Annotated in this window: 26 protein-coding genes and 3 pseudogenes; 8 read left to right on the forward strand and 21 right to left on the reverse strand. The window is 62.1% G+C overall.

Annotated elements, in window-relative coordinates:
- Window positions 1-4: 4 nt before the first annotated feature.
- The 6 genes from trbJ to JHW40_RS12510 all read right to left on the reverse strand — a co-directional run bounded on the left by trbJ (window position 5) and on the right by JHW40_RS12510 (window position 5,167).
- Window positions 5-781: a P-type conjugative transfer protein TrbJ gene (gene trbJ / locus JHW40_RS12485; RefSeq protein WP_029074258.1), complete on the reverse strand. Its 777-nt coding sequence runs from the start codon at window positions 779-781 to the stop codon at window positions 5-7.
- A complete protein-coding gene (trbE, locus tag JHW40_RS12490; RefSeq protein ID WP_029074259.1) occupies window positions 778-3,270 on the reverse strand; it encodes a conjugal transfer protein TrbE in 2,493 nt (830 codons plus the stop codon). The genes trbJ and trbE overlap by 4 nt, the downstream gene beginning before the upstream one ends.
- Window positions 3,271-3,280: 10 nt before the next feature.
- Window positions 3,281-3,562, reverse strand: coding sequence for a VirB3 family type IV secretion system protein (locus tag JHW40_RS12495; protein WP_029074260.1), 282 nt, complete (start codon window positions 3,560-3,562; stop codon window positions 3,281-3,283).
- Window positions 3,562-3,894 (reverse strand): TrbC/VirB2 family type IV secretion system protein, encoded by a 333-nt coding sequence (locus tag JHW40_RS12500; RefSeq protein ID WP_029074261.1) that lies wholly within the window; start codon window positions 3,892-3,894, stop codon window positions 3,562-3,564. The genes JHW40_RS12495 and JHW40_RS12500 overlap by 1 nt, the downstream gene beginning before the upstream one ends.
- Complete coding sequence (gene trbB / locus JHW40_RS12505) at window positions 3,891-4,838, reverse strand: P-type conjugative transfer ATPase TrbB (RefSeq protein ID WP_200973972.1); 948 nt, start codon at window positions 4,836-4,838, stop codon at window positions 3,891-3,893. Before trbB ends, JHW40_RS12500 begins: the two co-directional genes overlap by 4 nt.
- Window positions 4,839-5,032: 194 nt before the next feature.
- Complete coding sequence (locus JHW40_RS12510) at window positions 5,033-5,167, reverse strand: hypothetical protein (protein ID WP_255302509.1); 135 nt, start codon at window positions 5,165-5,167, stop codon at window positions 5,033-5,035.
- A gap of 49 nt (window positions 5,168-5,216) precedes the next feature.
- On the opposite strand from JHW40_RS12510, the gene JHW40_RS12515 reads away from it, so the two are divergent.
- A complete protein-coding gene (locus JHW40_RS12515; protein ID WP_031623917.1) occupies window positions 5,217-5,987 on the forward strand; it encodes an alpha/beta fold hydrolase in 771 nt (256 codons plus the stop codon).
- A 76-nt stretch (window positions 5,988-6,063) separates the two neighbouring features.
- Here the strand turns inward: JHW40_RS12515 and JHW40_RS12520 are convergent, their stop codons facing one another.
- Together JHW40_RS12520 and JHW40_RS12525 are read right to left on the reverse strand one after the other, a co-directional pair.
- Complete coding sequence (locus JHW40_RS12520; protein WP_029074263.1) at window positions 6,064-6,537, reverse strand: hypothetical protein; 474 nt, start codon at window positions 6,535-6,537, stop codon at window positions 6,064-6,066.
- 10 nt (window positions 6,538-6,547) lie between these two features.
- Window positions 6,548-8,536, reverse strand: coding sequence for a conjugal transfer protein TraG (locus JHW40_RS12525; RefSeq protein WP_029074264.1), 1,989 nt, complete (start codon window positions 8,534-8,536; stop codon window positions 6,548-6,550).
- A gap of 269 nt (window positions 8,537-8,805) precedes the next feature.
- On the opposite strand from JHW40_RS12525, the gene JHW40_RS12530 reads away from it, so the two are divergent.
- Window positions 8,806-9,312, forward strand: a complete 507-nt coding sequence (locus JHW40_RS12530; RefSeq protein WP_031623797.1) for a winged helix-turn-helix transcriptional regulator — start codon at window positions 8,806-8,808, stop codon at window positions 9,310-9,312.
- A 28-nt stretch (window positions 9,313-9,340) separates the two neighbouring features.
- The gene (gene fabF / locus JHW40_RS12535) at window positions 9,341-10,579 is read left to right on the forward strand and encodes a beta-ketoacyl-ACP synthase II (RefSeq protein WP_336390112.1); all 1,239 of its coding nucleotides are present in this window, start codon (window positions 9,341-9,343) and stop codon (window positions 10,577-10,579) included.
- 123 nt (window positions 10,580-10,702) lie between these two features.
- On the opposite strand, the pseudogene JHW40_RS12540 reads toward fabF, so the two are convergent.
- The 3 genes and pseudogenes from JHW40_RS12540 to tet(G) form a co-directional block, all read right to left on the reverse strand.
- Window positions 10,703-10,888, reverse strand: a pseudogene (locus tag JHW40_RS12540) (DUF3363 domain-containing protein); the annotation flags it as partial.
- Complete coding sequence (locus JHW40_RS12545) at window positions 10,825-11,781, reverse strand: LysR family transcriptional regulator (RefSeq protein WP_022675688.1); 957 nt, start codon at window positions 11,779-11,781, stop codon at window positions 10,825-10,827. The gene JHW40_RS12545 and the pseudogene JHW40_RS12540, both read right to left, overlap by 64 nt.
- Window positions 11,782-11,837: 56 nt before the next feature.
- Window positions 11,838-13,013 carry a tetracycline efflux MFS transporter Tet(G) gene (tet(G), locus tag JHW40_RS12550; RefSeq protein WP_001257840.1) on the reverse strand — a complete coding sequence of 392 codons (1,176 nt, stop codon included), beginning with the start codon at window positions 13,011-13,013 and terminating at the stop codon, window positions 11,838-11,840.
- Window positions 13,014-13,116: 103 nt separating this feature from the next.
- On the opposite strand from tet(G), the gene tetR(G) reads away from it, so the two are divergent.
- Window positions 13,117-13,743, forward strand: coding sequence for a tetracycline resistance transcriptional repressor TetR(G) (tetR(G), locus tag JHW40_RS12555; protein WP_000163574.1), 627 nt, complete (start codon window positions 13,117-13,119; stop codon window positions 13,741-13,743).
- Here tetR(G) and JHW40_RS12560 read toward each other — a convergent pair.
- The 10 genes and pseudogenes from JHW40_RS12560 to JHW40_RS12600 form a co-directional block, all read right to left on the reverse strand.
- Window positions 13,740-13,856: pseudogene (locus JHW40_RS12560) on the reverse strand (DUF3363 domain-containing protein); the annotation flags it as partial. The gene tetR(G) and the pseudogene JHW40_RS12560 sit on opposite strands and share 4 nt — an antisense overlap.
- Before the next feature lie 93 nt (window positions 13,857-13,949).
- A complete protein-coding gene (locus JHW40_RS12565; protein ID WP_000214125.1) occupies window positions 13,950-15,164 on the reverse strand; it encodes a chloramphenicol/florfenicol efflux MFS transporter FloR2 in 1,215 nt (404 codons plus the stop codon).
- A gap of 216 nt (window positions 15,165-15,380) precedes the next feature.
- Window positions 15,381-16,778, reverse strand: a complete 1,398-nt coding sequence (locus JHW40_RS24020; RefSeq protein ID WP_407931788.1) for a DUF3363 domain-containing protein — start codon at window positions 16,776-16,778, stop codon at window positions 15,381-15,383.
- A gap of 57 nt (window positions 16,779-16,835) precedes the next feature.
- A pseudogene (locus tag JHW40_RS24195) lies at window positions 16,836-17,288 on the reverse strand (hypothetical protein); the annotation flags it as partial.
- Window positions 17,289-17,748: 460 nt separating this feature from the next.
- Window positions 17,749-18,681, reverse strand: a complete 933-nt coding sequence (locus JHW40_RS12575; RefSeq protein WP_272848983.1) for a lytic transglycosylase domain-containing protein — start codon at window positions 18,679-18,681, stop codon at window positions 17,749-17,751.
- Window positions 18,678-19,013 (reverse strand): DUF736 domain-containing protein, encoded by a 336-nt coding sequence (locus tag JHW40_RS12580; RefSeq protein ID WP_271115543.1) that lies wholly within the window; start codon window positions 19,011-19,013, stop codon window positions 18,678-18,680. The genes JHW40_RS12575 and JHW40_RS12580 overlap by 4 nt, the downstream gene beginning before the upstream one ends.
- A 34-nt stretch (window positions 19,014-19,047) precedes the next feature.
- Window positions 19,048-19,593 carry a S26 family signal peptidase gene (locus tag JHW40_RS12585; RefSeq protein ID WP_271115542.1) on the reverse strand — a complete coding sequence of 182 codons (546 nt, stop codon included), beginning with the start codon at window positions 19,591-19,593 and terminating at the stop codon, window positions 19,048-19,050.
- Window positions 19,590-20,108 carry a DUF2840 domain-containing protein gene (locus JHW40_RS12590; protein WP_090612829.1) on the reverse strand — a complete coding sequence of 173 codons (519 nt, stop codon included), beginning with the start codon at window positions 20,106-20,108 and terminating at the stop codon, window positions 19,590-19,592. The genes JHW40_RS12585 and JHW40_RS12590 overlap by 4 nt, the downstream gene beginning before the upstream one ends.
- Window positions 20,105-21,247, reverse strand: a complete 1,143-nt coding sequence (locus tag JHW40_RS12595) for a replication initiator protein A (protein ID WP_271115541.1) — start codon at window positions 21,245-21,247, stop codon at window positions 20,105-20,107. Before JHW40_RS12595 ends, JHW40_RS12590 begins: the two co-directional genes overlap by 4 nt.
- Window positions 21,248-21,517: a helix-turn-helix transcriptional regulator gene (locus JHW40_RS12600; protein ID WP_024353481.1), complete on the reverse strand. Its 270-nt coding sequence runs from the start codon at window positions 21,515-21,517 to the stop codon at window positions 21,248-21,250.
- A 463-nt stretch (window positions 21,518-21,980) separates the two neighbouring features.
- Here JHW40_RS12600 and JHW40_RS12605 point away from each other — a divergent pair, with 463 nt between their 5' ends.
- The 4 genes from JHW40_RS12605 to JHW40_RS12620 all read left to right on the forward strand — a co-directional run bounded on the left by JHW40_RS12605 (window position 21,981) and on the right by JHW40_RS12620 (window position 23,794).
- On the forward strand, window positions 21,981-22,274 hold the full coding sequence (locus JHW40_RS12605) for a DNA -binding domain-containing protein (protein WP_090616929.1): 294 nt from the start codon (window positions 21,981-21,983) through the stop codon (window positions 22,272-22,274).
- 101 nt (window positions 22,275-22,375) lie between these two features.
- The gene (locus JHW40_RS12610) at window positions 22,376-23,089 is read left to right on the forward strand and encodes an HNH endonuclease (RefSeq protein WP_024353479.1); all 714 of its coding nucleotides are present in this window, start codon (window positions 22,376-22,378) and stop codon (window positions 23,087-23,089) included.
- Window positions 23,076-23,486, forward strand: coding sequence for a hypothetical protein (locus JHW40_RS12615; RefSeq protein WP_024353478.1), 411 nt, complete (start codon window positions 23,076-23,078; stop codon window positions 23,484-23,486). The genes JHW40_RS12610 and JHW40_RS12615 overlap by 14 nt, the downstream gene beginning before the upstream one ends.
- A complete protein-coding gene (locus JHW40_RS12620; RefSeq protein WP_139208252.1) occupies window positions 23,483-23,794 on the forward strand; it encodes a hypothetical protein in 312 nt (103 codons plus the stop codon). Before JHW40_RS12615 ends, JHW40_RS12620 begins: the two co-directional genes overlap by 4 nt.

Below are 23,794 nucleotides of genomic sequence, written 5' to 3' on the forward strand. Positions count from 1 at the left end.
CCGGTCAGTTGTTGCCGTTGTTGAACATCTGCGCGTTACCCGGCTGATAGCCGCTGCCGGGCGTCAGGAAACGCTCGCGCTGGATGCGGCCCTGTTCGGCGGCGGTCGCGCGCTCGGCTTCGGTCAGCGCGTCGGCGCGGCCGTTCGCCGAGATGACCGCGATCAGATCGGAAAGCTGCTGTGACTGGAGCGCGAGAAGCTGGTTGCCGGCCTGCGTGGCTTGCAGCGCGCCGGTCGCGCCTTGGCTCTGGCCGACAAGCGCGGCCATCTCGGCGCGGTTGCTGTCGATGTTGCCGACCGCACCCGCCTGCACGCGCATTGCGTCCTGCAAGCCGCCGACCGTGTTCTCCCACCGGCTGCGCGCATCGGCGACAAGCTGGGCGTCGGTCGTCGAAAGCGAGACGTTGCCGTATTGCTGTTGAAACGCTTGGTCGATCTGCCCGACCTCGAACGCGATGTTCTGCGCTTGGCTAAGAAGCTGCTGCGTCCGGCTCACGTTCTGCTGGAGCTGCTGGAGCGACGAATACGGCAGGCTCGCCAGATTGCGGGCCTGATTGATGAGCATCTGCGCCTCGTTCTGGAGGCTGGTGATCTGGTTGTTGATCTGCTCCAGCGTGCGCGCTGCCGTGAGCAGGTTTTGCGCGTAGTTGCTCGGGTCATAGACGATCCGGCCGAAACCGAATTGCGCATGGGCCGGGCTTGCCAGCATGGGCGACAGCGCGACGGGCACTGCGAGCGCCAGCGCGAGGGCCGAAGCCCCGACAAACTTGGGATAGGTCATGGAAGAATCTCCTGTGTGGGGTGGGTATCGAGCCGGGCCGGCGCGGCGGATTCCGGCCGGTCGGCAAGATTGGTGAGGTTGGGGATCAGCTCGGCCGCCCACTCGACGCCGCGCGCGCGTAGCCATGCGGCGAGGAAGCCGTCGCGGCCGTGTTCGGCGACGATCTGTGCAATGAGCGTCTGGTCGGATTTGGCGGATGCGGCGCAGAGCGCGAGGCCGATTTCGGACAGGCCAAGCTCGAACAGGCGATTGCCGCGCCTCGACTGGCAGTAGTAGTCGCGCTTGGGCGTGGCCCGTGCGAGGATTTCGATCTGCCGGTCATTCAACCCGAAACGCCGGTAAATCTCGGTAATCTGCGGCTCGATGGCGCGCTCGTTCGGCAGCAGAAGCCGCGTCGGGCAGCTCTCGATGATCGCGGGCGCGATGTTGCTGCCGTCAATGTCGGACAGGCTTTGCGTGGCGAAGATGACGCTGGCGTTCTTTTTGCGGAGCGTTTTCAGCCATTCGCGGAGCTGGCCGGCGAAACCCTCGTCGTCCAGCGCAAGCCAGCCTTCATCTATGATGAGAAGCGTCGGCCGCCCGTCGAGCCGGTCGCCGATGCGGTGGAACAGGTAGGACAGCACGGCCGGGGCCGCTCCAGTCCCGACAAGGCCCTCGATCTCGAACGCCTGCACATCCGCCGAGCCGAGATGTTCGGCTTCGGCGTCGAGCAGCCGGCCATAGGCACCGCCGACGCAGAACGGCCGGAGCGCCTGTTTCAGATCGTTGGATTGCAGCAGCACCGCAAGGCCGGTGATGGTGCGTTCCTCGACCGGGGCCGAGGCCAGCGAAGTCAGCGCCGTCCAAAGATACTCTTTGACCTCGGGCGTGATGGCGATGCCTTCCCGCATGAGGATGGCGGCGATCCAGTCCGCCGCCCATGCGCGTTCATAGGTGTCGTGGATGCGGGCGAGCGGCTGGAGCGAGACGGACGCCTCGGCCCCTTCTGTCAGCCCGCCACCAAGGTCGTGCCAGTCGCCGCCCATGGCGAGCGCGGCGGCGCGGATGCTGCCGCCGAAGTCGAAGGCGAAGACCTGCGATCCGGCGTAGCGCCGGAACTGCAAGGCCATAAGGGCGAGCAGCACGCTCTTGCCCGCGCCCGTGGGGCCGACGACAAGGGTGTGCCCTACGTCGCCGACATGCAAAGACAACCGGAACGGGGTTGAGCCTTCGGTCTTTCCAAAGAGCAGAGGGGGCGCACCGAAATGCTCGTCCCGTTCCGGCCCCGCCCACACCGCCGACAGCGGGATCATGTGGGCGAGATTCAATGTGCTGATGGGCGGCTGGCGGACATTGGCGTAGGCGTGTCCGGGCAGGCTGCCGAGCCATGCGTCAACCGCGTTGACGCTCTCGGGCATGGCGGTGAAGTCGCGCCCCTGAACGATCTTCTCGACCAGGCGCAGCTTCTCGTCGGCTAGGCGCGGGTCGGCATCCCATACGGTGACGGTGGCCGTGACATAGGCCATGCCCGCCACGTCCGCGCCGAGTTCCTGCAAGGCCATGTCGGCGTCGAGCGCCTTGTTGGCCGCGTCGGTGTCCACCAGCGCGGACGCCTCGTTGGTCATCACCTCTTTCAAGATCGCGGCGATGCTCTTGCGCTTCGCAAACCATTGGCGGCGGATGCGGGTCAGCAGCCGCGTCGCGTCGGTCTTGTCGAGCAGGATCGCGCGCGTGCTCCACCTGTAGGGGAACGGCAGGCGGTTCATTTCGTCGAGCAGGCCCGGCGTCGTCGCGGTCGGGAATCCCACGATGGTCAGCACGCGCAGATGCTTGGTCCCAAGGCGCGGCTCCAGCCCGCCGGTCAAGGGCTGGTCGGCGAGCAGCGCATCGAGGTGCATGGGCACCTCGGGCACGCGCACGCGATGCCGGTTGGTCGAGATGGTGGAGTGGAGATAGGTCAGCGTCGCGCCATCATCCATCCAACGGCACTCGGGCATGAAGCCGTCGAGCAAAGCCAGCACGCGGTCGGTGCGGTCGATGAAGCCGCGCAGCAGCTCCCACGGGTCCACGCCGGTTTTCTCGCGGCCCTCGTAGAGCCATGTTTCGGCGCGGGCGGCTTCCTCGGCCGGGGGCAGCCAGAGGAAGGTCAGGAAATAGCCCGACACGAAATGCGTGCCTGCTTCCTCGAACCCGGCTTTGCGCTCGGCATCGACCAGCGCCGATGCCGCATCGGGAAAGGTGCTGTCGGGATAGGTCGCGGCCTCGCTGCGCTGCGCCTCAACAAAGATGCTCCAGCCGGAGCCGAGGCGGCGCACGGCGTTATTGATGCGGCCGGCGACGGCGACCAGCTCGGCCGCGACGGCGGAATCCAGATCGGGACCGCGAAACTTCGCGGTCCTCTGAAAACTGCCGTCCTTGTTCAAGACGACGCCGGAGCCGAGCAATGCGGCCCATGGCAAATAGTCGGCGAGCCGGGCGGCGGTGCGGCGATATTCGGAAAGGTTCATCATGGCCGCGCCCTCACACCGCCAGATGGCCGGGGACGCGCAGATGCCTACGCCCGACCTCGACGAATTGGGGATCGCGCTTCGCCGCCCATACGGCTGCGAAATGGCCGATTGCCCAAATGGCGATGCCGACCAGCCAGAGGCGCAAACCGAGGCCCACGGCTCCGGCCAGCGTTCCGTTCATGATGGCGATGGAGCGCGGTGCGCCGCCGAGCAAAATATGCTCGGTCAGCGCCCGGTGGACCGGGACCGTGAAGCCCGGCACCGCGTCGAGCAGTTCGAGGCCGCCCGCCATCAAACGAGCGCCCCGCCGCCGAACGAGAAGAAAGACAGGAAGAAGCTCGATGCGGCGAACGCGATGGACAGGCCGAAAACGATCTGGATCAGGCGACGGAAGCCGCCGCTGGTATCGCCGAACGCGAGGGTCAGGCCCGTCACGATGATGATGATGACGGCGATGATCTTGGCGACCGGCCCCTCGATGGACTGGAGGATTTGCTGCAAGGGCTGTTCCCATGGCATCGACGAACCGGACGCATGGGCGGCCGGGGCAAGCATGAGGCTGATGGCAAGGGCAGATGCGGCGGTCGTGGCGAAGCGATAGCCGCGCGTAAGGGTGCGGATCATGAAGATTCTCCTGTGCTGGTGGGGATTGCCGAAGGGATGGGATGCGTGATGCGGTAGTCGCCGTCCGGCCCCAGCCCCTCGACGCGGGCAAGCTCGGCCAGCCGGCGCGCGGAACCGCGCCCGGAAAGGACGGCAACAAGGTCGATAGTCTCGGCGATCAGCGCACGCGGGACCGTGACGACAGCCTCTTGGATGAGCTGTTCAAGGCGACGAAGCGCGCCGATGCCGGTGCCGGCGTGAATGGTGCCGATCCCGCCGGGATGGCCCGTGCCCCATGCTTTGAGCAGGTCGAGGGCTTCCGATCCGCGCACCTCCCCAATCGGGATGCGGTCGGGGCGCAGGCGCAGCGAGGACCGCACAAGGTCCGACAGGCTGGCGACGCCATCCTTGGTGCGCAGCGCCACCAGATTGGGCGCGGCACATTGCAGCTCGCGGGTGTCTTCGATGATGACGACACGATCCGCGCCCTTGGCGACCTCCGCCAAAAGGGCATTGGTGAGCGTGGTCTTGCCGGTGGAAGTGCCGCCCGCCACCAAGATATTGGCGCGGGCTGCGACGGCTTCGCGCAGCGTTTCCGCCTGATCGGCAGACATGATGCCGGCGGCCACATAGTCGTCGAGCGTGAACACCGCGACGGCAGGTTTACGGATGGCGAAGGCCGGCGCGGCGACCACGGGCGGCAAAAGGCCCTCGAACCGTTCCCCGCTCTCGGGCAGCTCTGCCGAGACGCGGGGGCTGCGGGCATGAACCTCTGCGCCGACATGATGCGCGACCAGCCGCACGATGCGTTCGCCATCGGCGGCGGACAGGCGTTCGCCCGTGTCGGAAAGCCCTTCGGACAGCCGGTCCACCCAAAGGCGACCGTCCGGGTTCAACATTACCTCGACCACGGCCGGGTCTTCGAGCAGCCGGGCAATGGCGGGGCCGAGCGCGGTGCGCAACATGCGCGCGCCGCGCTGGATCGCTTCCTGTCTGTGGTGGTTGGTGGTCATGTCGGCCCCGGCTTCTGGCGGGGCGCAACAGGCGGTCCCCGGATCGGGGTCGATTAAGAAAGCCCGGAATTGGGCCGGTTCAACAAGTATCTAAGCGGCGGCGGCAATCGGCGGCCATCGGCGGTAAATAGGACGGGTCCGAATACTTATTCTTGATCGCCGTTGCTCTCGGATTCGTCCGGCAACGGATCGTCGGGAAGTGAGTCGAGGTCGCGCGACAGCTCTTTGAGGAACCTGTCGCCGGTCGCCAGACGCCGGCCGAGATTCTGCTGCCTTTCCACCTCTCCTTTTTGCTACCGAAGTTGCGATCAGGCTTGTCGCACGTTATTGATGGTCATGCCCTATGTTAAAAATGACGACGTTCTCGTGAGGTATGAGACGTTTGGTGATGAAACGAACCTGCCTCTTGTCCTGATCTTTGGCATCAGCATGACCTGTGAGGACTGGTTAGAACTTGGCTACATCTCAGGATTGGCTAAGGAATTTCATGTCGTATGTGTCGAACCTCGCGGGCACGGGCTAAGCACATGCCCCACGAATTCGTCCTCTTACGCATTGCCCAAAATGGCTTCTGACATTGAAACGGTAATCAACACCCTAGATCTAGTAAATCCATTAGTCTGGGGATACTCGCTCGGCGCAAAAATAGCGCTCGCTGCCGCCGTTCAAAATCCAGAGGCTTATCGAGGATTGATTCTTGGGGGGTTCGAGCTTCACTCTGAAGTCGATTTGGCGACAGATATGGTTGCCGAAACATTTTCCAGTGGAGCACAAGCTTGGCTTGCTGTTTGGATGCAAATGTTCGATGTGCCGGACGGCATGGCCACCCGTCTTGCTCGCGTCAACACCAACGCACTTCATGCATTACGCACCGCTGAAGCTGAATGGCCGCCCTTGGGTGCGGCTTCTGAGTCGTTCACTGCGCCAGTTTTACTTTATGCAGGCGAAAAGTGCTTTTTTCGGAATGCAACAGCCGCCGCCGTCGCACATTTCCCATCAGCACGGTATCTCGAACGCCCTGGGCGAAATCACTTTGATCTGATGCCTGATAGCGCGTGGATAACCGGAGAGGTAGTTCAGCAATTCGGAAGCTCTAGATAACATTGATGCGTTGACGGAGAGAAGTAGGCGAACCTAGCGCCGCGCATAGCGACTATAGTCGGTGCAATAATCTTCATCAGCGCTCCTGCGTTGGATGATTGTTCAACCCCGGAAGACCTTCTTCAGGCCCAACATCTCTCGTAATCTCCTTCAAGAACCTGTCGCCCGTCGCCAGACGCCGGCCGAGATTCTGCATGAATCCTTCAAACCGTTCCGCACCTTTCGCGCGGGCAGCAGATTGCGCGGCTCCTGAAAGCGGCGGCGTGATGGTCATCCAGAAATGGATGAACTGCGCGACCGTCTCGCCGAGGACGGCGAGATCTAGGTCGAGCGTGTCGATCTGGCGGCCGAGTTTATCCAAGCGGCGAGACATGGCGGCTTCAAGCTGGTCGTCGGCATCGCCGGACAGGTAGGACATGACCGCCGCCTCCACGATGGCGGATTTCGAGACATTGCGGCGCAGCGCCGCCGAGCGGCGCAGCGCCATCGCCTCGATCTGCGGGATGAGCGCTGGGTCGAAATAGAGATTCAGGCGGGTGCGTGTGGTCATAGGCGTGTCCTCAAAGCTCGATTCCATCATCGGGGTTCATCGCCACCTGCCGCGCCACCATCCTCATGCGCTGGCGGATAGTGCGGGCCTTGGCCGCGTCAACATCCGGCTCGTCGTCCAGAATGTCGAACTCCTGTTCGGGGGATGGCGGCGGGGTGACGATTTCCTCATGCTCGGGCAATTCCGGCTCGCGGCGGATGCCGGCGTTGGCCGGATCGCCCTCGGTCGCATCTGCGGCGACCGTTGCGGAACGGCTTCCCGCCGCGACCACGCGGCCGGACCAGTCATCGGCGGATGGGCTGGGCGCCAGCGGAGCGGCGACCAGATCGGGCGGGGTCAGGATGCGTTCCTGAAACCGCGCATCCTCGAAATAGCGGGCCTTGGTTGCGCGGATCGGCGGCGTGCCCGCGACCATGACGATTTCGTCGGTTGGCGGAAGCTGCATGATCTCGCCCGGCGTGAGCAGCGGCCGAGCCGTCTCCTGCCGTGAAACCATCAAGTGACCTAACCACGGTGCAAGGCGATGGCCGGCGTAGTTGGTGGAATCGCGCAACTCGGTCGCGGTGCCAAGCGCGTCGCTCACCCGCTTGGCCGTCCGCTCGTCATTCGTGGCGAAGCTGACGCGGACGTGGCAGTTGTCGAGGATGGCGTTGTTCGGCCCATAGGCGCGCTCGATCTGGTTGAGGCTCTGCGCGATCAGGAAGCCTTTGATTCCATACCCCGCCATGAAGGCGAGCGCCGATTCAAAGAAGTCGAGCCGGCCGAGCGCCGGAAACTCGTCCAGCATCAACAGCAGGCGATGGCGCTTGCCGGAGGTGGTCAGTTCCTCGGTCAACCGCCTGCCGATCTGGTTGAGGATCAGGCGGATAAGCGGCTTGGTGCGGTTTATGTCGGACGGCGGCACGACCAGATAGAGCGTGACGGGCCGGCGGCTGCCGACCAGATCGGCAATGCGCCAGTCGCATCGTGCCGTCACCTGCGCCACCACGGGATCGCGGTAGAGGCCGAGAAATGACATGGCTGTGGAAAGGACGCCGCTGCGCTCGTTCTCGCTCTTGTTCAGCAGCTCGCGGGCCGACGACGCGATGACGGGATGAACGCCAGCCTCGCCGAGATGCGGCGTATCCATCATGGCGCGCAAGGTCGCCTCGACCGGGCGACGCGGATCGGACAGGAAGTTGGCAACGCCCGCCAAGGTCTTGTCCTTCTCCGCATAGAGGACATGCAGGATCGCGCCGACCAGCAGCGAATGACTGGTCTTTTCCCAATGGTTCCTTTTGTCCAAGCTGCCTTCGGGATCGACCAGAATATCCGCGATGTTCTGCACGTCGCGGACTTCCCATTCCCCTTGCCGGACCTCCAGCAGCGGGTTGTAGGCCGACGATCTGGCGTTGGTTGGATCGAACAGCAGCACGCGGCCATGCTTCGCGCGGAAGCCCGCTGTCAGCGTCCAGTTTTCGCCTTTTATGTCGTGGACGATGGCGGATGCGGACCATGTCAGCAGCGTCGGCACCACCAGCCCGACACCTTTGCCGCTGCGCGTCGGGGCGAAGCATAGGACATGCTCCGGGCCATCATGGCGCAGGTAGTCCCGGTTGTATCGGCCGAGCAGGACGCCATCGGGACCGAGCAGGCCGGCGGTGCGGATTTCCCTATCCTCTGCCCATCGCGCCGAACCATAGGTGGCGACGTTGCGCGCCTCCCGTGCCCGGATGATCGACATGAGGATGGCGGCGGCGATGGCGAGGAAACCGCCCGATACGGCGATGATGCCGCCCTCGACGAAGATCGCGGGCGCGTAGGCGTCGAACGAAAACCACCACCAAAAGAAGGCCGGCGGATAATAGACCGGCAGGCCAACCAGCTCGAACCACGGATTGCCAAGCTGGGGCTGGAAGCCGAGACGAAACGCTACCCATTGCGTCGCCGCCCACGTCATCACCAAGACGATGGTGAAGACTACGGCGATCTGACCCCAAAGGATTCGGCCTCCGCGCAATGCAGGCTCCAGTCGGCAAAAGAGACGGAGCCGATCAGAGAGTAGGCAAAATCGGGACAGGCAACAGGAAAGCGGATGCGAGAGGGCTGCCGGATACTATCGGCGGCAAATAGGACGGGTTGCATTCACCGCCATCCGGCCGGGTGATCGCCGCTGCTCAACTGGTCGGGCGAATCGCCGCAATGGATGCCTCGGATAGCCCTCGCGTCATGTCGCCGCTGTCACATATGTAACTTGCATAATGGAAGTAACGCCATTATGGATGTGCCATGCAACGAACAAGCTTTCTATCATCCGAATGTCCCGCAGCCCGAGCGCTGGAAAGCGTCGGTGACTGGTGGAGCATCCTGATCCTGCGGGACGCCTTCCAAGGGTTGAGCAAATTCGATGAATTCGAGAAGAATCTCGGTATTTCCACGAACATTTTGGCGAGGCGATTGAAACATCTCACAGCCGAAGGGTTGTTTGAAAGGCAACGATACAATGATCATCCGCCTCGATTTGAATACGTCCTTACCGACAAGGGGCGAGATTTCTATCCGGTAGCAATCGCCCTGTTCGCATGGGGAAACCGGAATCTTGCGCCCAATGAAATAGCCATGCGCCTTGGCGACAGGGAAACCGGTAGGGAACGAAACGCCATCATAGTCGATGCGGATACTGGAGAAAAAATCACTCCTGAAAACACGGTTCTTCTAGCAGGCCCAGCGGCGACGGAAGAAACGATGCGCGTCATAAACCGTGTGAAGCGGGTAAACTCAGAAAAAGCGGAATAATCAAATGCGTCGAATTGTTATAACCGGCATGGGTCTGGTGGGCCCTCTTGGTTCCGGGACCGAAACAAGCTGGAAAAGGCTCTTGGAAGGAAAATCAGGAATTAGGAGTTTGCCCGATGAAATCTCCAGCGACCTGCCGGTGAAAATCGGAGGACTCGTTCCCAGCCTGATTGAAGATTCCGAAGCCGGTTTCGATCCCGATGTGATCGTTGACACAAAGGATCAACGAAAAATGGATCGCTTCATTCTGTTCGCACTAGCGGCCGCGATGGAGGCTCTTGAAACGGCGGGATGGCATCCTACGTGCGACTACGAACGTGAGCGCACGGCGACAATTATTGCCTCTGGTATAGGCGGATTTCCTGCAATTGCTTCAGCAGTTCGTATAACGGATACACGGGGAGCACGGAGGCTATCACCCTTTACCGTGCCATCGTTTCTGGCCAATCTCGCGGCAGGACATGTTACCATCAGGCATGGATTTACAGGTCCTATTGGCACGCCTGTAACCGCCTGCGCTGCCAGCGTTCAAGCCATCGGCGACGCCGCGCGGCTGATACGCTCTAACGAGGCCGACATCGCTCTGTGCGGCGGGGCAGAAGCATGCATTGATAAGGTTAGTCTTGGGGCATTTGCTGCCGCGCGAGCACTATCCACCGGCTACAATACTACCCCGGAACTGGCGTCGAGGCCGTTCGACACCGGGCGCGATGGTTTCGTAATGTCTGAAGGGGCGGGTCTGATCGTCATAGAGGAATTAGAACATGCCCTCGCTCGGGGTGCCAAGCCCATAGCGGAATTGGTGGGATACGGCACAAGCGCCGATGCACATCATATGACTGCCGGTCCAGATGACGGCCGAGGCGCGGCCCGTGCGATGGGAATTGCACTCCACAGTGCTGGGTTGAAACCAATCGATATTCAACATTTGAACGCACATTCCACCTCCACCCCCGTAGGAGATCGAGGAGAAATTGCCGCGATACAATCCGTGTTCGGCAATCATGATGTGGTCGTAAGCGCCACGAAATCGGCTACGGGGCACCTACTTGGTGCCGCAGGCGGTATTGAGGCAATCTTCACGGTGCTCGCTTTGCGCGATCAAATTGCTCCCCCAACGAGAAATTTAGAAACCCCCGATCCTGTTGCCGCTGGTATCGACCTCGTTCGCCAATCTGCGCGGCCCATTCTCATGGAACATGCCATTTCCAACGGATTCGGCTTTGGCGGTGTTAATGCAAGTGTCGCTTTCCGGCGATGGCAGTAACAGTCCCGGACTGTGCTTCCGCAAACACTTCGGTTCGCTACGCAACGATGGTCAGATAACGCTTTTGAGAGGAAGGTCGAATAGAGCATTGATCCTATAGCGCCGGTCCTATCTGCCCGCGCAGACCTCGCTGCTGAGCTGGCGGTTGATGACCGGCCGCCACGGGACAAGGGTGCATTTATGGCTCTTTTCAACCACAGCGAACTGGCTGCTGGATAATTGTACGGTGCCGGTGGACTTGTCGCTCACGCCTTCGCTATCCGTGGTAGTATCGAACGGTAGTCCGTGCAGACCTTCCGGCCCATGTCGTTGGCGAGGCTGAGCAGGTTGCGAAGCGCCGCGCTGCGATTGGACGGCGACCAGACAGCCGAGAAGGCGACCGGCTCCGGCTCGTCGGTGAAGGGCAAAAAGACAATGCCGTTTGTCGGCAACAGCGCCGTGGCCGCGCCGACGATGGTGATGCCAAAGCCCTGTCCGACCAAAGACAAAAGGGTGCCACGCCCCACGTCGAAGCGCAGGATCGACGGCGCAGGCCAGCGCTCGGCATGGCGTAGCACGATATGGCTATGAACCTGCGGTCCAGTGCCGCCATGCCGGACAAGGAACGTCTCGCCTGCCAAATCGGGCCATGTGACGGCTGACCGCTTGGCGAGCGGATGCCGTTCCGGTAGCACCGCCAAGAGCGGTTCGGTCCATGTGCGACGGGAATGGCAGTCGGGTGGTTGGGGCGTGCCTGCGACGAACGCCACGTCCAACCTGCCGGCGCGAAGCTGCACCACCGCTTCACGGGCCGGGCCTTCGGCGATCTCGACTTCAACATCGGGGTAATCCTTGCGGTATTGGCCGATCAGCTTTGCGAGGAAGCTATGCGGAATCAGGGCATGGATACCGATACGAAGCCGGCCGCTTTCTCCGGCTGCCGCCATGCCGGCGGTTTTCACCGCATGGTCGAGTTGGTCAATACCTACGGCTATCCGCTCGACGAAATGGCGTCCGGCCTCGGTCAGCCGAACGCCGCGCGCATGACGCTCGAACAAGAGGATGCCGAGGTCTTCTTCCAGTGCCTTCACGCGGGCGCTGACGCTGGACTGTGCAACGCCGAGCGCGTTGGCGGCGTGACGGAAGTTGAGATATTCGGCGACAGCGAGAGTGTGAACTAAGGTCATCATTGGCACTCGCCCCGAAAGGAGATGATTGCTCAACAGATTTAATCCGTCATTTCTCCTAAGTCTACGCATGCCAAATCGCCATGACTAAATCACAATGAAGTTGCGAATGGTCTGCGTAGTATTGGCAGACATATTAAATAGAGGATCGCGCCGACAATCCAAACCCAACCGTTCCATGCCCCGGCGGTGGCAGAATAGAGTGCTGTGAAGCCAAGCGGTCCTGCGATAGAGCTTAGATTGGTGAGGCTCGTTAGCGTTCCTTGCAAAGCCCCTTGCTTGTTACTGCTGACATTGTTTGAGAGCATTGCCTGCAAGGCCGGCATGCCAACACCCCCGGCGGCAAGCAGCAACAGAATCGGGAACACCATCCATCCCTGCGTGGCAAAAGCCAGAAGAACGAAGCCAGTCGCATCCGCAGCCATGCCAAACAGCAGCGTGCGCCGCTCTCCAAGCCGGCTTGAAAGCGGGCCGGTAACAAACGCTTGGAAGATCGCATGTGTTGCCCCAAACGCCGCGAGCGACAAACCAACGGTCGCGGTGTTCCACTGAAAACGGTCCTCGCCATATATGACCCATAGGGCTGCAGGCACTTGGCCGATCAGTTGAATAATGAAGAAAACTGCGAAAAGCGCACCTAGCCCGCGCAATGCATCATCCAGCCGTAACAGAACGAATGGTTTGATGCGAACCGGCTTTCCGGTCCCGCCATGGCTGTGATGAGTCTCCTTGAGGAAAATGCAGGCAAGCAGGAACGCGAACCCGTTGAGAAGGGCGGCGGCGATAAACGGGGCATGAGCAGAGATACCACCGAGCATGCCACCAAGTGCTGGCCCGGCAATCATGCCCGCCCCATAACAGGCCCCCATGTAGCCGAACCAGCGTGCGCGAGAACCTTCCCCCGTCGAATCGGCAATGGTTGAGGCTGCTACAGCTCCGGTTGCGCCCGTGACGCCGGACACGAGTCGGCCGATATAGAGCACCCATAAGACCGGCGCTGATGCCATAATCGTGTAATCGACTGCGGCTCCTGCAAGAGAAGCCAGAAGTACCGGACGCCGACCGTAAGAATCCGAAAGCTGTCCAAGCATGGGCGCGAAGACGACCTGCATCAATGCATAGAGCGACAGCAAGGCACCATAGTGTCCAGCGACCTGCTCTGCTGGCACAAGCTCACGCAGAAGCGTCGGAAGGACGGGCATGATGAGGCCGAGACCCATGGCGTCAAGACCCACGATCAGCAGGGCAATGATGGCAGAGCTGCGCACCTGAAACTCCAGCGCCGCTCAATGGAGCGACTTTATCAACGATAAGGAGATGGACATAGAACTTATCGGTGATAAATTGTCAAGCACTGGCGAAGGAACGTGAATGACCAAACTGGACAAGGGCACCGTGATCGCGGCGGCGCTAGAGCTGTTGAACGAGGTTGGCATGGACAGCCTGACGACGCGGAAGCTCGCTGAACGCCTCAAGGTTCAGCAGCCTGCGCTTTACTGGCATTTCCAGAACAAGCGAGCGCTGCTTGATGCGCTCGCCGAGGCGATGCTGGCGGAACGCCATACCCGCTCGCTACCCGAAGAGAATGAGGACTGGCGGGTGTTCCTGAAAGAGAATGCCCTGAGCTTCAGAACGGCGTTGCTCTCTTATCGCGACGGCGCGCGTATCCATGCCGGCACTCGACCGACAGAACCGAATTTTGGCACCGCCGAGACGCAAATACGCTTTCTCTGCGCGGAGGGCTTTTGTCCGAAGCGCGCCGTTTGGGCGCTCCGGGCGGTCAGTCACTATGTGGTCGGTTCCGTTCTCGAGCAGCAGGCATCTGATGCCGATGAGAGAGTTCCGGACAGGCCAGATGTGTCCGAGCAAGCACCGTCGTCCTTCCTGCACGATCTGTTTCACGAGTTGGAAACAGACGGCATGGATGCTGCGTTCAACTTCGGACTCGACAGCCTCATCGCTGGTTTCGAGCGGCTGCGTTCATCTACAACAGATTAGAGGCTTATGCCCCTTTGCCGCCCCAACTGCCACGACACCGATCCGCTTTGCACGATGCCCATGACCTCACGGCCGAGCTGGCGGTCGATGACCGGCCGCCACGGGACAAGGGAAATGAGCGGTATCTTGCCAGACAGGATACCGCCATTCACGAGGTTTCGAAGATTATTGCGCCGCATCGGAGCGGGCTTGCTTCCAGTCGTCGGCTAGACGACTGGCGACTTCTCGGTGGCAGCATCACGGGATCGAAGGAGCGCCAGCCCCAACGACACCAGCACTGCCATTGCCGTGGCGTAACAAATCACGGGCCACGCTGTATCGCCGTTTAACAGCGTCACCGCCAATGTCCCGACGATACTGACTATCAGGCTTTGGATGCAGAAGTAGAACGCAACCGCTGATCCAGCGATGTCGTCGAACTGCGCAAGTGCGCCGTTGGCGGTAACGGACACCGTGAAGACAATGCCGACCGCGACAACCCACATCGGCAGGATGAAGCTGAAAAATGACGGCGATCCGAAAAGTTGGCCGATCCCCAACAGGATCGCGCCGGAAACGAGCAACGCCATCCCGCGCGCTACGCATCCCGCGATACCCCATTTGGCAACGAAGGACTTTGCGAAGCGGGTTGTCGTGACCATGACCAGCGCGACAGTCGCGAAGGCCAAGCTAAATCCGATCTCGGAATAGCCGGCTTGGCCTATGAGAACACGGGGGGCTGTCGAGAAGAAAACGAAGAATGTGCCCATGCCGGCACTAAATCCGACCGTGTAAACCCAAAAGGCCGGACTCGCGAAGATCGGCAAAACAGATCGTTGCGTTCTGGCCTGATCCAACGGTCGGGTTTCATGCCACCTGAAACTGGCGTTTAAGAGTGCGAGCGAAGCCAGTGCAGCCAGTGTGATGAAGATCGCCTGCCATCCCCAAAACTCGCCGATCAGCGCACCGGCTATAGGGCCGAGCGCAGGCACGAACGCCAGCATCGAACTGAAAAGGCCGTAGATGACGGCACCTTCGGGACGATTGGCATATACGTCGCGCACGGTCGCGAAGGTGGCCACCAGCATGGCCGATGCTCCAACAGCCTGAACCAGACGAAACGCAACAAAGGCTAATGCAGTTGAAGAACAAGCCGCTCCCAGAGACGCAGCAACGAAAGCCGTTGCGCCTACAAGCAGGATCGGCCGTCGCCCGACGCGATCGGAGAGTGGCCCAAAGATCACTTGGCCCACACCGAGCATCACCATGTAGAGGCTCAACGTGAGTTGGATTATGGATGGAGTCGTGTTCAGGACGCCCGGCATCGCCGGAACGACTGGAAGATAAATATCCATCGCCAGCGAGGCGAGGATGTCGAAGGGAGCCATAAGCAGCAAGGCTGCCGGCAGCGTATAGGCCCACGCGGGGCGTGTGGTGGTCATGACGAATCAACCGCTCGATTAAGGATACCGGGCAGCGTCTGCTCGTCAGCAATCAGATGGGATTGGTCTTACAGAGCGCCGCAACAACAATTCTGATGTTGCGGCTTACTTGTCTGCTGACTTGGAATTTCCCATGCTGATGGCTCCACGATTACGAAATTGAATAGCAGCTCTTATCGAATTAGTTGTTGCGTTGCAATGCGGTATCGTTGGCTCCTATAGCCCCAACCCCCGCTGCCGCCCTAACTGCCACGACACCGAACCGCCCTGCATGATACCCGCGACCTCGCGGCCGAGCTGGCGGTCGATGATCGGCCGCCACGGGACAAGGGTGAACTCGTGGCTCTTTTCCACGATGGCGAACTTGCCGCTCGTTAGCTGGACAGTCCCGGTGAACTTGCCGCTGACACTCTCACCATCCTTGGCGGCGCGGAACGGCAGCGCCTTGCCCTCGGCCATCTCCGCACCGGCGCGCGCAACTTCCCGCTCGCGCAGGGTGGCGAGAAGATTGCGCCGGTAGAAGATTCGGCCGTCCCTGTTGCGCGTGGCGTCGCGCTGTTCGATATGATGCTCGCGGCGCTGGTCCATGGCTTCGCGGACCTGTTGCCCGAAGCCGGTCGGCGCAAGGTCGGCCGTTTCGCCATGGACCAATCGCCGGTCCAGCCATGTCGCGCAGTCCGAACGTATCTGCCTTTGCAGATCAACCGGGGAAAGCACGCGAACGCTGGCCTGCCGGTCGCGGCCGGTATCGTAATCAGCCGCGCGACTGACCAGATCATCTGGGATGCGCCATTGGTCGGCGTCGATGCGCTCGACGATGCCGGCCCGGCGCAGCGCCTCCAGCCGCCGGACATGGGCATCGATATAGCCCTCATCGTCGCCGCCGGGAACGCGGCCCTCGAATTTCGCCTGCTCCAGATGGCGGCTCGGCCGATAGATGCCGTCCTCGGCGATGGCGGTGATGGTGCGGTCGGACGGCCGGGGTGCCACCTCGGCCGGGCCGATCTGGATGACGCTGCCAATGCGGGCGTCCTCCAGCCGCTCGGGCGTGATGCCGGCGATGTGGTGCGTCCTACCGTCGATCCCGTCCACCACGATTGTCAGGTTCTCGCCCAACTCGTCGGACAGGTGCTTGTCCACGACGCGGCCGACGATAGGCGTCTCGGGCGCTCCGTCATGGATTTGGAAGCTCATGGGATCGCGTTCGCCTGCCTGCGGGCCGAGCGCCTTCTGCATGGTGCGGATAATGTCGCCACGCTCGCCTAGCTCGCGCAGGGCCGGTTCCATGTCCTTGCTCAATTCCCAAACGGCGGGCGCGTGCTCGGTCGCCAGCCCCATCTTCTCCAGCTTGGTAAGGCGGCGCAGGCGCAAGGTGCGCTCGAACTGCCGCCTCGGCTCTGCCAGTTCATGGCGCAGGTCGAGGAAACGGGCATCGGCTTCCTCGACCATGGCGCGGTCGATCCGGGTGAAACGGTCTTGGTCGATCTCGGCGGATAGCTTGCGGGCCTGCTCGATCTCGGTCACGGGGCCGAGTTCGAGACTGGCAAGCTCGCTGGCGCGTTCGCGCAGGCCGGCGGAAAGGTAGTCGCCGTTGATGACTAGATCCCCGCCCATATCGTCGCGGCCGTTGACGACGATATGCACATGGGGATGGCCGGTGTTGTAGTGATTGACGGCAACCCAATCGAGTTTGGTGCCAAGGTCAGCTTCCACCTGTTTCATGAAATCGCGGGTGTAGGCCGTGAGGTCCGACAGCTCCGCCCCCTCCTCGGGCGAGACGATGAATCTGAATTGGTGGCGGTCGTCCTTGCCGCGATCAAGGAGGGCGTCGCCATCGGCGCGGTCCTCGGTCGCCGAATAGAGCCGGCCCCGCTCGCCGTCGCGTGAGGTTCCGTCACGCTGGACATAGCGCAGATGTGCACGGGCACGGCCGCCCTTCAATGCGGCCCTGACGCTGCGCTGCTTGACGATGACGCGGCGGCTGCCCGGCTGGCGATGATGCCAGTTGCCCGAGATATTGCGGGCACGCACGAAGCTCGCGCCCCGGCCGCGCTTCACGCCCTTGCCGCTGGCGACCACGGCACGGGACCGGCCCGACGATGACGGGCGGGCGGATGACGGCATGGAAGGGTCGCGGGAGGCTGCCGCCTGATGCTGCCGGGTGATCTTCCTGACCTGCGTGAAAAAGCTCTTGGTCTTGCCAGCCTTCGGCGTGTCGGATCGGATGCGGCCGGGCTTCGGTCGGAAGCGGTTTTCGTCGTCGGCGCTCAAGGGCGCGACTCCAGCCCAAACCGCCGGAAAACCGCCGATCTGCGCCTATGGTGCCGCTTGAAACCCTGCAAAGCCAAGGCTTTGCGCAAAATCGCGGCACGCGGCCCCTCAAAACCATGGTGCCGGAACCGGCCACCTAACCAGTGTGCAGACAACAACAATTTCCAGAAGCGGCCCGACATGGTGCCGTCTTCTTTAATCTTGCCCTCCGCCCTTTCTGTCTTTTCTGCCCCTCCTGCCGGGAATCCTGCCGGGCGCAAACCTGCCCGACCGGATGCCGAAACCAAAGCCGCCGAGCGCGGGAACGCCGCCCTCATGGCGTTCTCCCATCGCTGGCGCTCGCCACGAAAATGCTGCCGTCCTGCGGCTCCGCACGGGCGGGATCGCGCGCCGGAACGGTCGCGCGGCCGTCGCCTGTTTGCACCTCGGACGGCGGCGCGGCGGCCGCTCGCATGTCGGCCGGGCGCATGACGAACAGCGGTGCCTCGCGCCAGTCGGGCGGCGGTGCCGGTGGTTGCAACGACGCATCCGATGGAGCCGCGCCGCCAAGGATCGGGGCGAGTGCGGCAACATAGGCGCGTGTCTCGGCGGGAAGCGGGCGGCCCGTCGCATGGTGCTCGTCATAGCGGCCGGGGCCGGCGTTATAGGCCGCAAGCATCGCGCCGACATTGCCGTAGCGGTCGAACATCTCGCGCAGATAGGCCGTGCCTGCGAGGATGTTGTCGCGCGGGTCGTAGGGATCGCGGCCGAGGCCATGGCGGACGCGCAGGCCCGCCCATGTGTCGGGCATCACCTGCATCAATCCCATCGCCCCGGCCGACGATATGGCGCGCACATCGCCCGCGCTTTCGGCGCGCAGCACGGCACGAATCCAGTACTCGGGGATGCCGGAACGCTGCGACGCCTCGGCGATGTGCGCCGCATACGGATGGGCAGCGGCCGGGCGCTCGACCGACGCGGATTGCGCAACGGCGACGCCCGATCCGATGCAGACGGATAGCGCCCCCGCCAGCAGCAGGACGGCATAATGCCATGCCGGCCTGTCTCCGCTTCGCCGCCAGCCTGCCAGCGTTCTCGCTGCGGTCAAGGGCAAGGCGCAAGCGCCGGCCGATGGCCGCCCCTGACCTTCGCTGCGCGCGCCGGCCGTTTGGTCGCCGAGCGGGACGAAGGGATGAGACGGCTTTTCCGCGAACAAAGGGATGCCGATCTTTGACCGGATGGCGGGCCGGCCGCGCGCGGCCGTCATTCCTCGTCCTCGATCTTCCGGGCGTGCTTCCAACGCAGGGTCCAGACCGAAGGATCGTCGTTGGACTGGAACAGCTTGGCGCGGATCGGGAACGGGAAGATTGGCCCCTCCAATCGCATCGACACGAAGTCGCCAGCGTTCTCGCTGGAGTCTTTCCATGCGGGGCCGGCGTCCGGGCCGCCCTCGCTATCGAGGCGCACGCGATAATCGGGCGCGTTTTTTGCGTCGCTCGGCTTGGCCGGGACGATGAACAGCTCATCGCGGAGGCCGAACGAATGAAGCTCCCCCGCATAGCCGCTTTCGGTGCGGGTGAAGGTGCCTATCTCTGCCATGGAAATCTCCTGTGGTTGGTTCTCGGGGGGTGGTTTAGTGGGTCGGCGCGCGCCACTCGTAGCGGCCGACGCCTTCCTCATCGGTCCAGAGCGGGACCGCCCGGCCGATGACGGAAGCTGCGGGGATAGGTCCGAAATACCGGCCGTCGAGGCTGTCGCGGACTTCCCAATTCATGAGGAAAAGCTGGCCGTCGCCGATGACGCGGCAGCCCTGCCAGACGGGCAGATCGCGGCCGAGGCTGTCACGCTCCAGCGCCTCGCCCATCTCGATCCCGTCCACCGTGATCGTGCGGTTGGTGCGGCAAATCTGCTGTCCGGGCAGGCCCAAGACGCGCTTCAAGAGCGGGACGCCTCGCGCGCTATAGCCGCGCTCGACCATGAACGCGGCGAGCGGTTCGGGCGGCATGACGGCGACTAGCTCGGGCACGTCGATCCGGTCTGCCGGCTCGACGGTGTAGAAGCCAATGGGCGCGCTGGCGGTGGCGTTCCAGATGAGCCTCAATGGCGTCTCGACCGCGCTTGCGGCGGCGATGCCGATGACGGCGAGCGCCGTCACCGTGAGGGTGCGGCGGCGCGTCATGGGTCGATCCTTCGGCGATGAAGCCACGCGGCATGTCGCTCGGGCGTGTAGGCGTGCGCTTCCAGATTGGCGGTCAAACGGTTGTGGACGTGTCGCCAATGCTCCGGCGAGGCATCGGCCGGATCGAGGCCGAGCGATTCCACGGCGTCGATGGCGGCAAGCGCGCGCTGCACCTTGGGCCAGCTATCGAGGCGCAACAGGATTTCGCCGCCGGGGCGCACGAAGGGCAATGTCTGGAACGGCTCGCCCCGGCCGATGGCGCGCACAATGTCGATGCGCGAAACGACAGTGCCGTGCTCGCCCTTCGCCCATCGCACGAAGGCAAAGACGCTGCCCGGCGCGAAGCCGACGACACTCCGGCGACGGTCGATGATCTGCTCGTAGCTCTTGCGGCCGAAGCGTATCCAGTGCTCGACCTTGCGTTTCTCGAAGGTCAGCTCGACCAATGTTGTGAAGGGCGCAGGTCCGTCCGGCAGCGGACGGCCGTGCGCGCTGCGATGGGCGCGACGGGTCATTGTTCGTCTCCGGTGATGTGCTGGGGGCTGCGCGGGCGCAGCGCGTCGAGCCCGGCGGCCGTCATGGCTCGCCCCTTCGGGCAGGAACCGGCACCAGGCTTCGCCTGCGCGCGCGTCAAAGAAAAAGAGTTAGATTCTCTGTTAGATAAGTTAGCGGTCGGATTCCGCGTTTCAGGCCAAAGTGTTAGCTGCGGTTCGTGCGCCTGATCTGCCGATAGTGGTGCGCCTGATGTGCCGATACCCCGTGCGCCTGATCTGCCGATGGCATTAACAGGGTTATCAACAGTGCCTGTTGACAGCTTTTCGGGGCGGATGCGCAGCAGCTCGCGGCCGTCTTCCCGCTCGATCCGGAGCCGATAGCCGGGGAGTGGCTGGCGGGCCGCGATGCGGCGCAGGTCAAGCGCGAAGTCGGACGGCCGCGCGAGGCTGCCGGATTTCTTGTGAAGATGCGCGACCTCGAAAATCCAGCCGTGGCGCTGGTGCCCGGCGTGCTTTCTGGCGACGCGGTAAAGCCATCGCTCGATGCCGCCAGTCAGCCGGAAATAGGCCGGGTCGATGGTCAGGACCAGCGAACGGTCGATGACGCTGTTGTAGAACCATTCGGGCAGGACGAACTCCATGCCCTCGACGCGGCCGGCGCGCGTCGTCATTTCCTCCCACTCGTTGATCCATGAGAATTGCCGGCGACGCCAATGCGGGCCGTTGCGGATGGTGGTGGCGATGACGGTCGATTGCAGCCGCGCCAGCGCGGCTTTCAGAAGCCGGTATTGATGGTTGCCGGTCGGCCGCCCGATGGCGCGCAACAGATGGTAAGGCGTAAACCGGACAAAGCGCGAAGTGGTGAGGCCGTTGTTCTCGGCCGCAACGATCTGCGAGGCCGCCCATATCAGCACATCGGCGTCCCATATGGTCGCCATGCCGTGCTCGGGCATCCCGAACACCTGCACCTCTATGTCGGCGGCCTTGTAGAGAATCGGCTTGTTGCGCGGGGTCTTCGCCAGCGAGAAAAACGGCCGTTCCATCAAGTCGCGCTGGTCGCGCGGCGGCGCGTCGCCCGTTGCGACCACGAAGGGGTCCAGGCGGCTGCGCTCGCTGTCCTCGCCCGGCAATGCGGGGTCGTGATCGTCCTCGCGCAGCATCTAGCAGTCGCCCCGTTCTTCGGGCGTGAGCGGACGCGCGGGAAATACGGTGCCGGCGGTTTTGTCGCGGGTGGATTTGCGCTCGCCGACCGCGCTCCAGTCTTCCAGATCGCGAACGGTGTAGAGGACACGGCCGCCGACCTTGCGATAGGTCGGCCCGGTCCCGTAGGTCCGATGTTTCTCAAGGGTTCTGATGGATATGCCGAGGAAGCGCGCGGCTTCCTTGGTGCGCAGCAGGCGCGGCGGCAGTCCCGCAAGCGGGTTGGGCATGGATCACCTCCAGTCGGGATTGGGCTGCCGGTGGCGGCAGCGGACTGTGGCGGACCATGGCGAGGGATCGGCGGCGCGTAGCGTGCCGCATTTGCGCCTATGCGCTGGCGGCACCCCCTTCGGGGCGGTGCGCGGCCAACAGATGAGGGATTTCAGCGGCTCATCGCCTGTGGCGTTGAATAGGCGAAGACATTCGAGCGCTGTTCGGCTAAGAATGTCAGCGGAGCAGACGCGCTGCTCCGGGGCGTCGAAACCCCTCTGTTACCGTTTGGTGCCGGCCGTTACGGCACCGCACTCCTTGACCTATGGTCGGGGAGCCTGTGGCGTATACAACAGGCTTTCCGAGCTAAAGGCCATGGGGCCGTGTAACAGCGGTTTCGAACTCCCCGATCACCAAGAGTCAGAGAGAATCGTTTGCGGGGGCGCACCGCAGACAAAGCTCTCTCGGATACGGGGAATGACTATGCGAACTCCCGTCGAACTCGATCCCGATGTGGATGATGAAGCGCCGACCGGCAACGCCATAACCGCCTATGACGAACGGCACTACGTCACCTACCTGCGCTTGCTGGACGCGAAGGCCGAGGGCGCAGACTGGAAGGAAGTCGCGCGGATCGTGCTGCACCGCGATCCGGTCGCCTATGAACTTCGGACTTATCGTTGCTGGCAAAGCCATCTCGAACGCGCGCAATGGCTATCGCGTGATGGCTATCGGAAGATTCTAAAACAGGCAGCAGCTAATGAGTCCGGTGGCTGACGTGTGCTTTTCGGGGCTGCATCATCAGGTTAGCTCGCCGTGAGACATGAAACTGTGAACCTATGGATAGATGTTTTTGTAGGCCATGATATTCAGATGTGATGGCGATCACTCAGAAATCAGTCAAGATTCTCTGGTCAGCGGCTGGCGGTCGTTGCGCCTTTGCCGGCTGTTGGGAACGTCTATGCTACCATGAGGCAGAAGACGCTGCACCCTACACGCTGGGTGAGATGGCGCATATCTGCGGAGACAAGCCGGGGGCCAATCGTCATGATGTGGGCCAGACGGACTCCCAGCGGGACGACTATGAAAACCTAATACTGCTCTGCCCAACGCATCACACGCTGATCGACCGCAAGGAAAATGAAGCCGTCTATACGGTCGAGATTCTGCATGCGATGAAGGCAGAGCACGAAGCACGGGTGCTCGAACGCTTGGACCAAGACCCCATGCCTACCAAGCAAGATATTGCCCGCGCAATTCTGCCGCTGTTGGAAGAGAACAGGCAGTCTTGGGCGCAGTATGGCCCGCTTTCTGAGCTAGCGCGAACGCAGCCTCACAATGAATCGGCGCATGCGGTGTGGATGTCGGAGCGTCTATCAGTAATAATTCCTAATAACCGGAAGATTGCAGTGCTGCTTGAAGAGCACCGATCTCTGTTCGACGCGGACGAACAGGGGGTGGTTGCGGCCTTCTTCCTGCATGTGCGCAGCTATGAACAATGGGTAGAGGATGCGATTCCGTATGCAGCGGTGAAACGCTTCCCTATGGAATTTGATGATCTCATTCGGGGGCTTGCCGATGGCGGCGCATAGCGAAACCTTTCCTTGGACCAGCCATTACGGCCACTACAATTACTTTGAGGGGCAGATGGGTCGCCATGGGAAGGTTGTCTCACTGACTCGTGAGGGCAACGGCGTCTATACATTGGAGAGAAGGCAAGGTGACACGCTCCGCGTGTTTATCTGTGAATGCTATGCGTTTGGGATCGCGGAATATATCGAAACTATCGAACAGCTTGGCGAGGTCAATGCCGTAGTCATTAATTCCGCGTGGTGCGGATACTCCCCGGATGCGAAGCGGCACTGTCGCGATTCCAATGTCGGACTGTTCAAGATCGGGGAATTCATGGGCGCGTTACACCGCGATGATTACTGGCTCCACCTCACCGAAATGGAAGAGGAATACTTCCAGAAGCAAGGCTGGCTGTGACGCACAGCGTCACTATCTATGGTTTTGGATCGGCTTTTGACGATGCGAAAGCACCTCGTGATGTTGATCTTTTAATAGTGCATCAAGGCACCGATCTCGCATCTTGCCAGTTAGCCATCGAGTGCAAGAGGCGACTCGCTGAATCCATAGATCGGGCACACATAACAATGCTTTCGGAAGCAGAAGAGGCACATTTTGAGTTCATTAAGACGGCGGGGGCAGTGCGTCTTGGGGCGATCCGTGAAGATTACTTCAACGTCGATTTAACGGCACTAGACGCTGAGCTTCATAAGTTAGGTGCGCGATAG

The organism is Paracoccus alcaliphilus (genome assembly GCF_028553725.1).
Taxonomy (GTDB): domain Bacteria; phylum Pseudomonadota; class Alphaproteobacteria; order Rhodobacterales; family Rhodobacteraceae; genus Paracoccus; species Paracoccus alcaliphilus.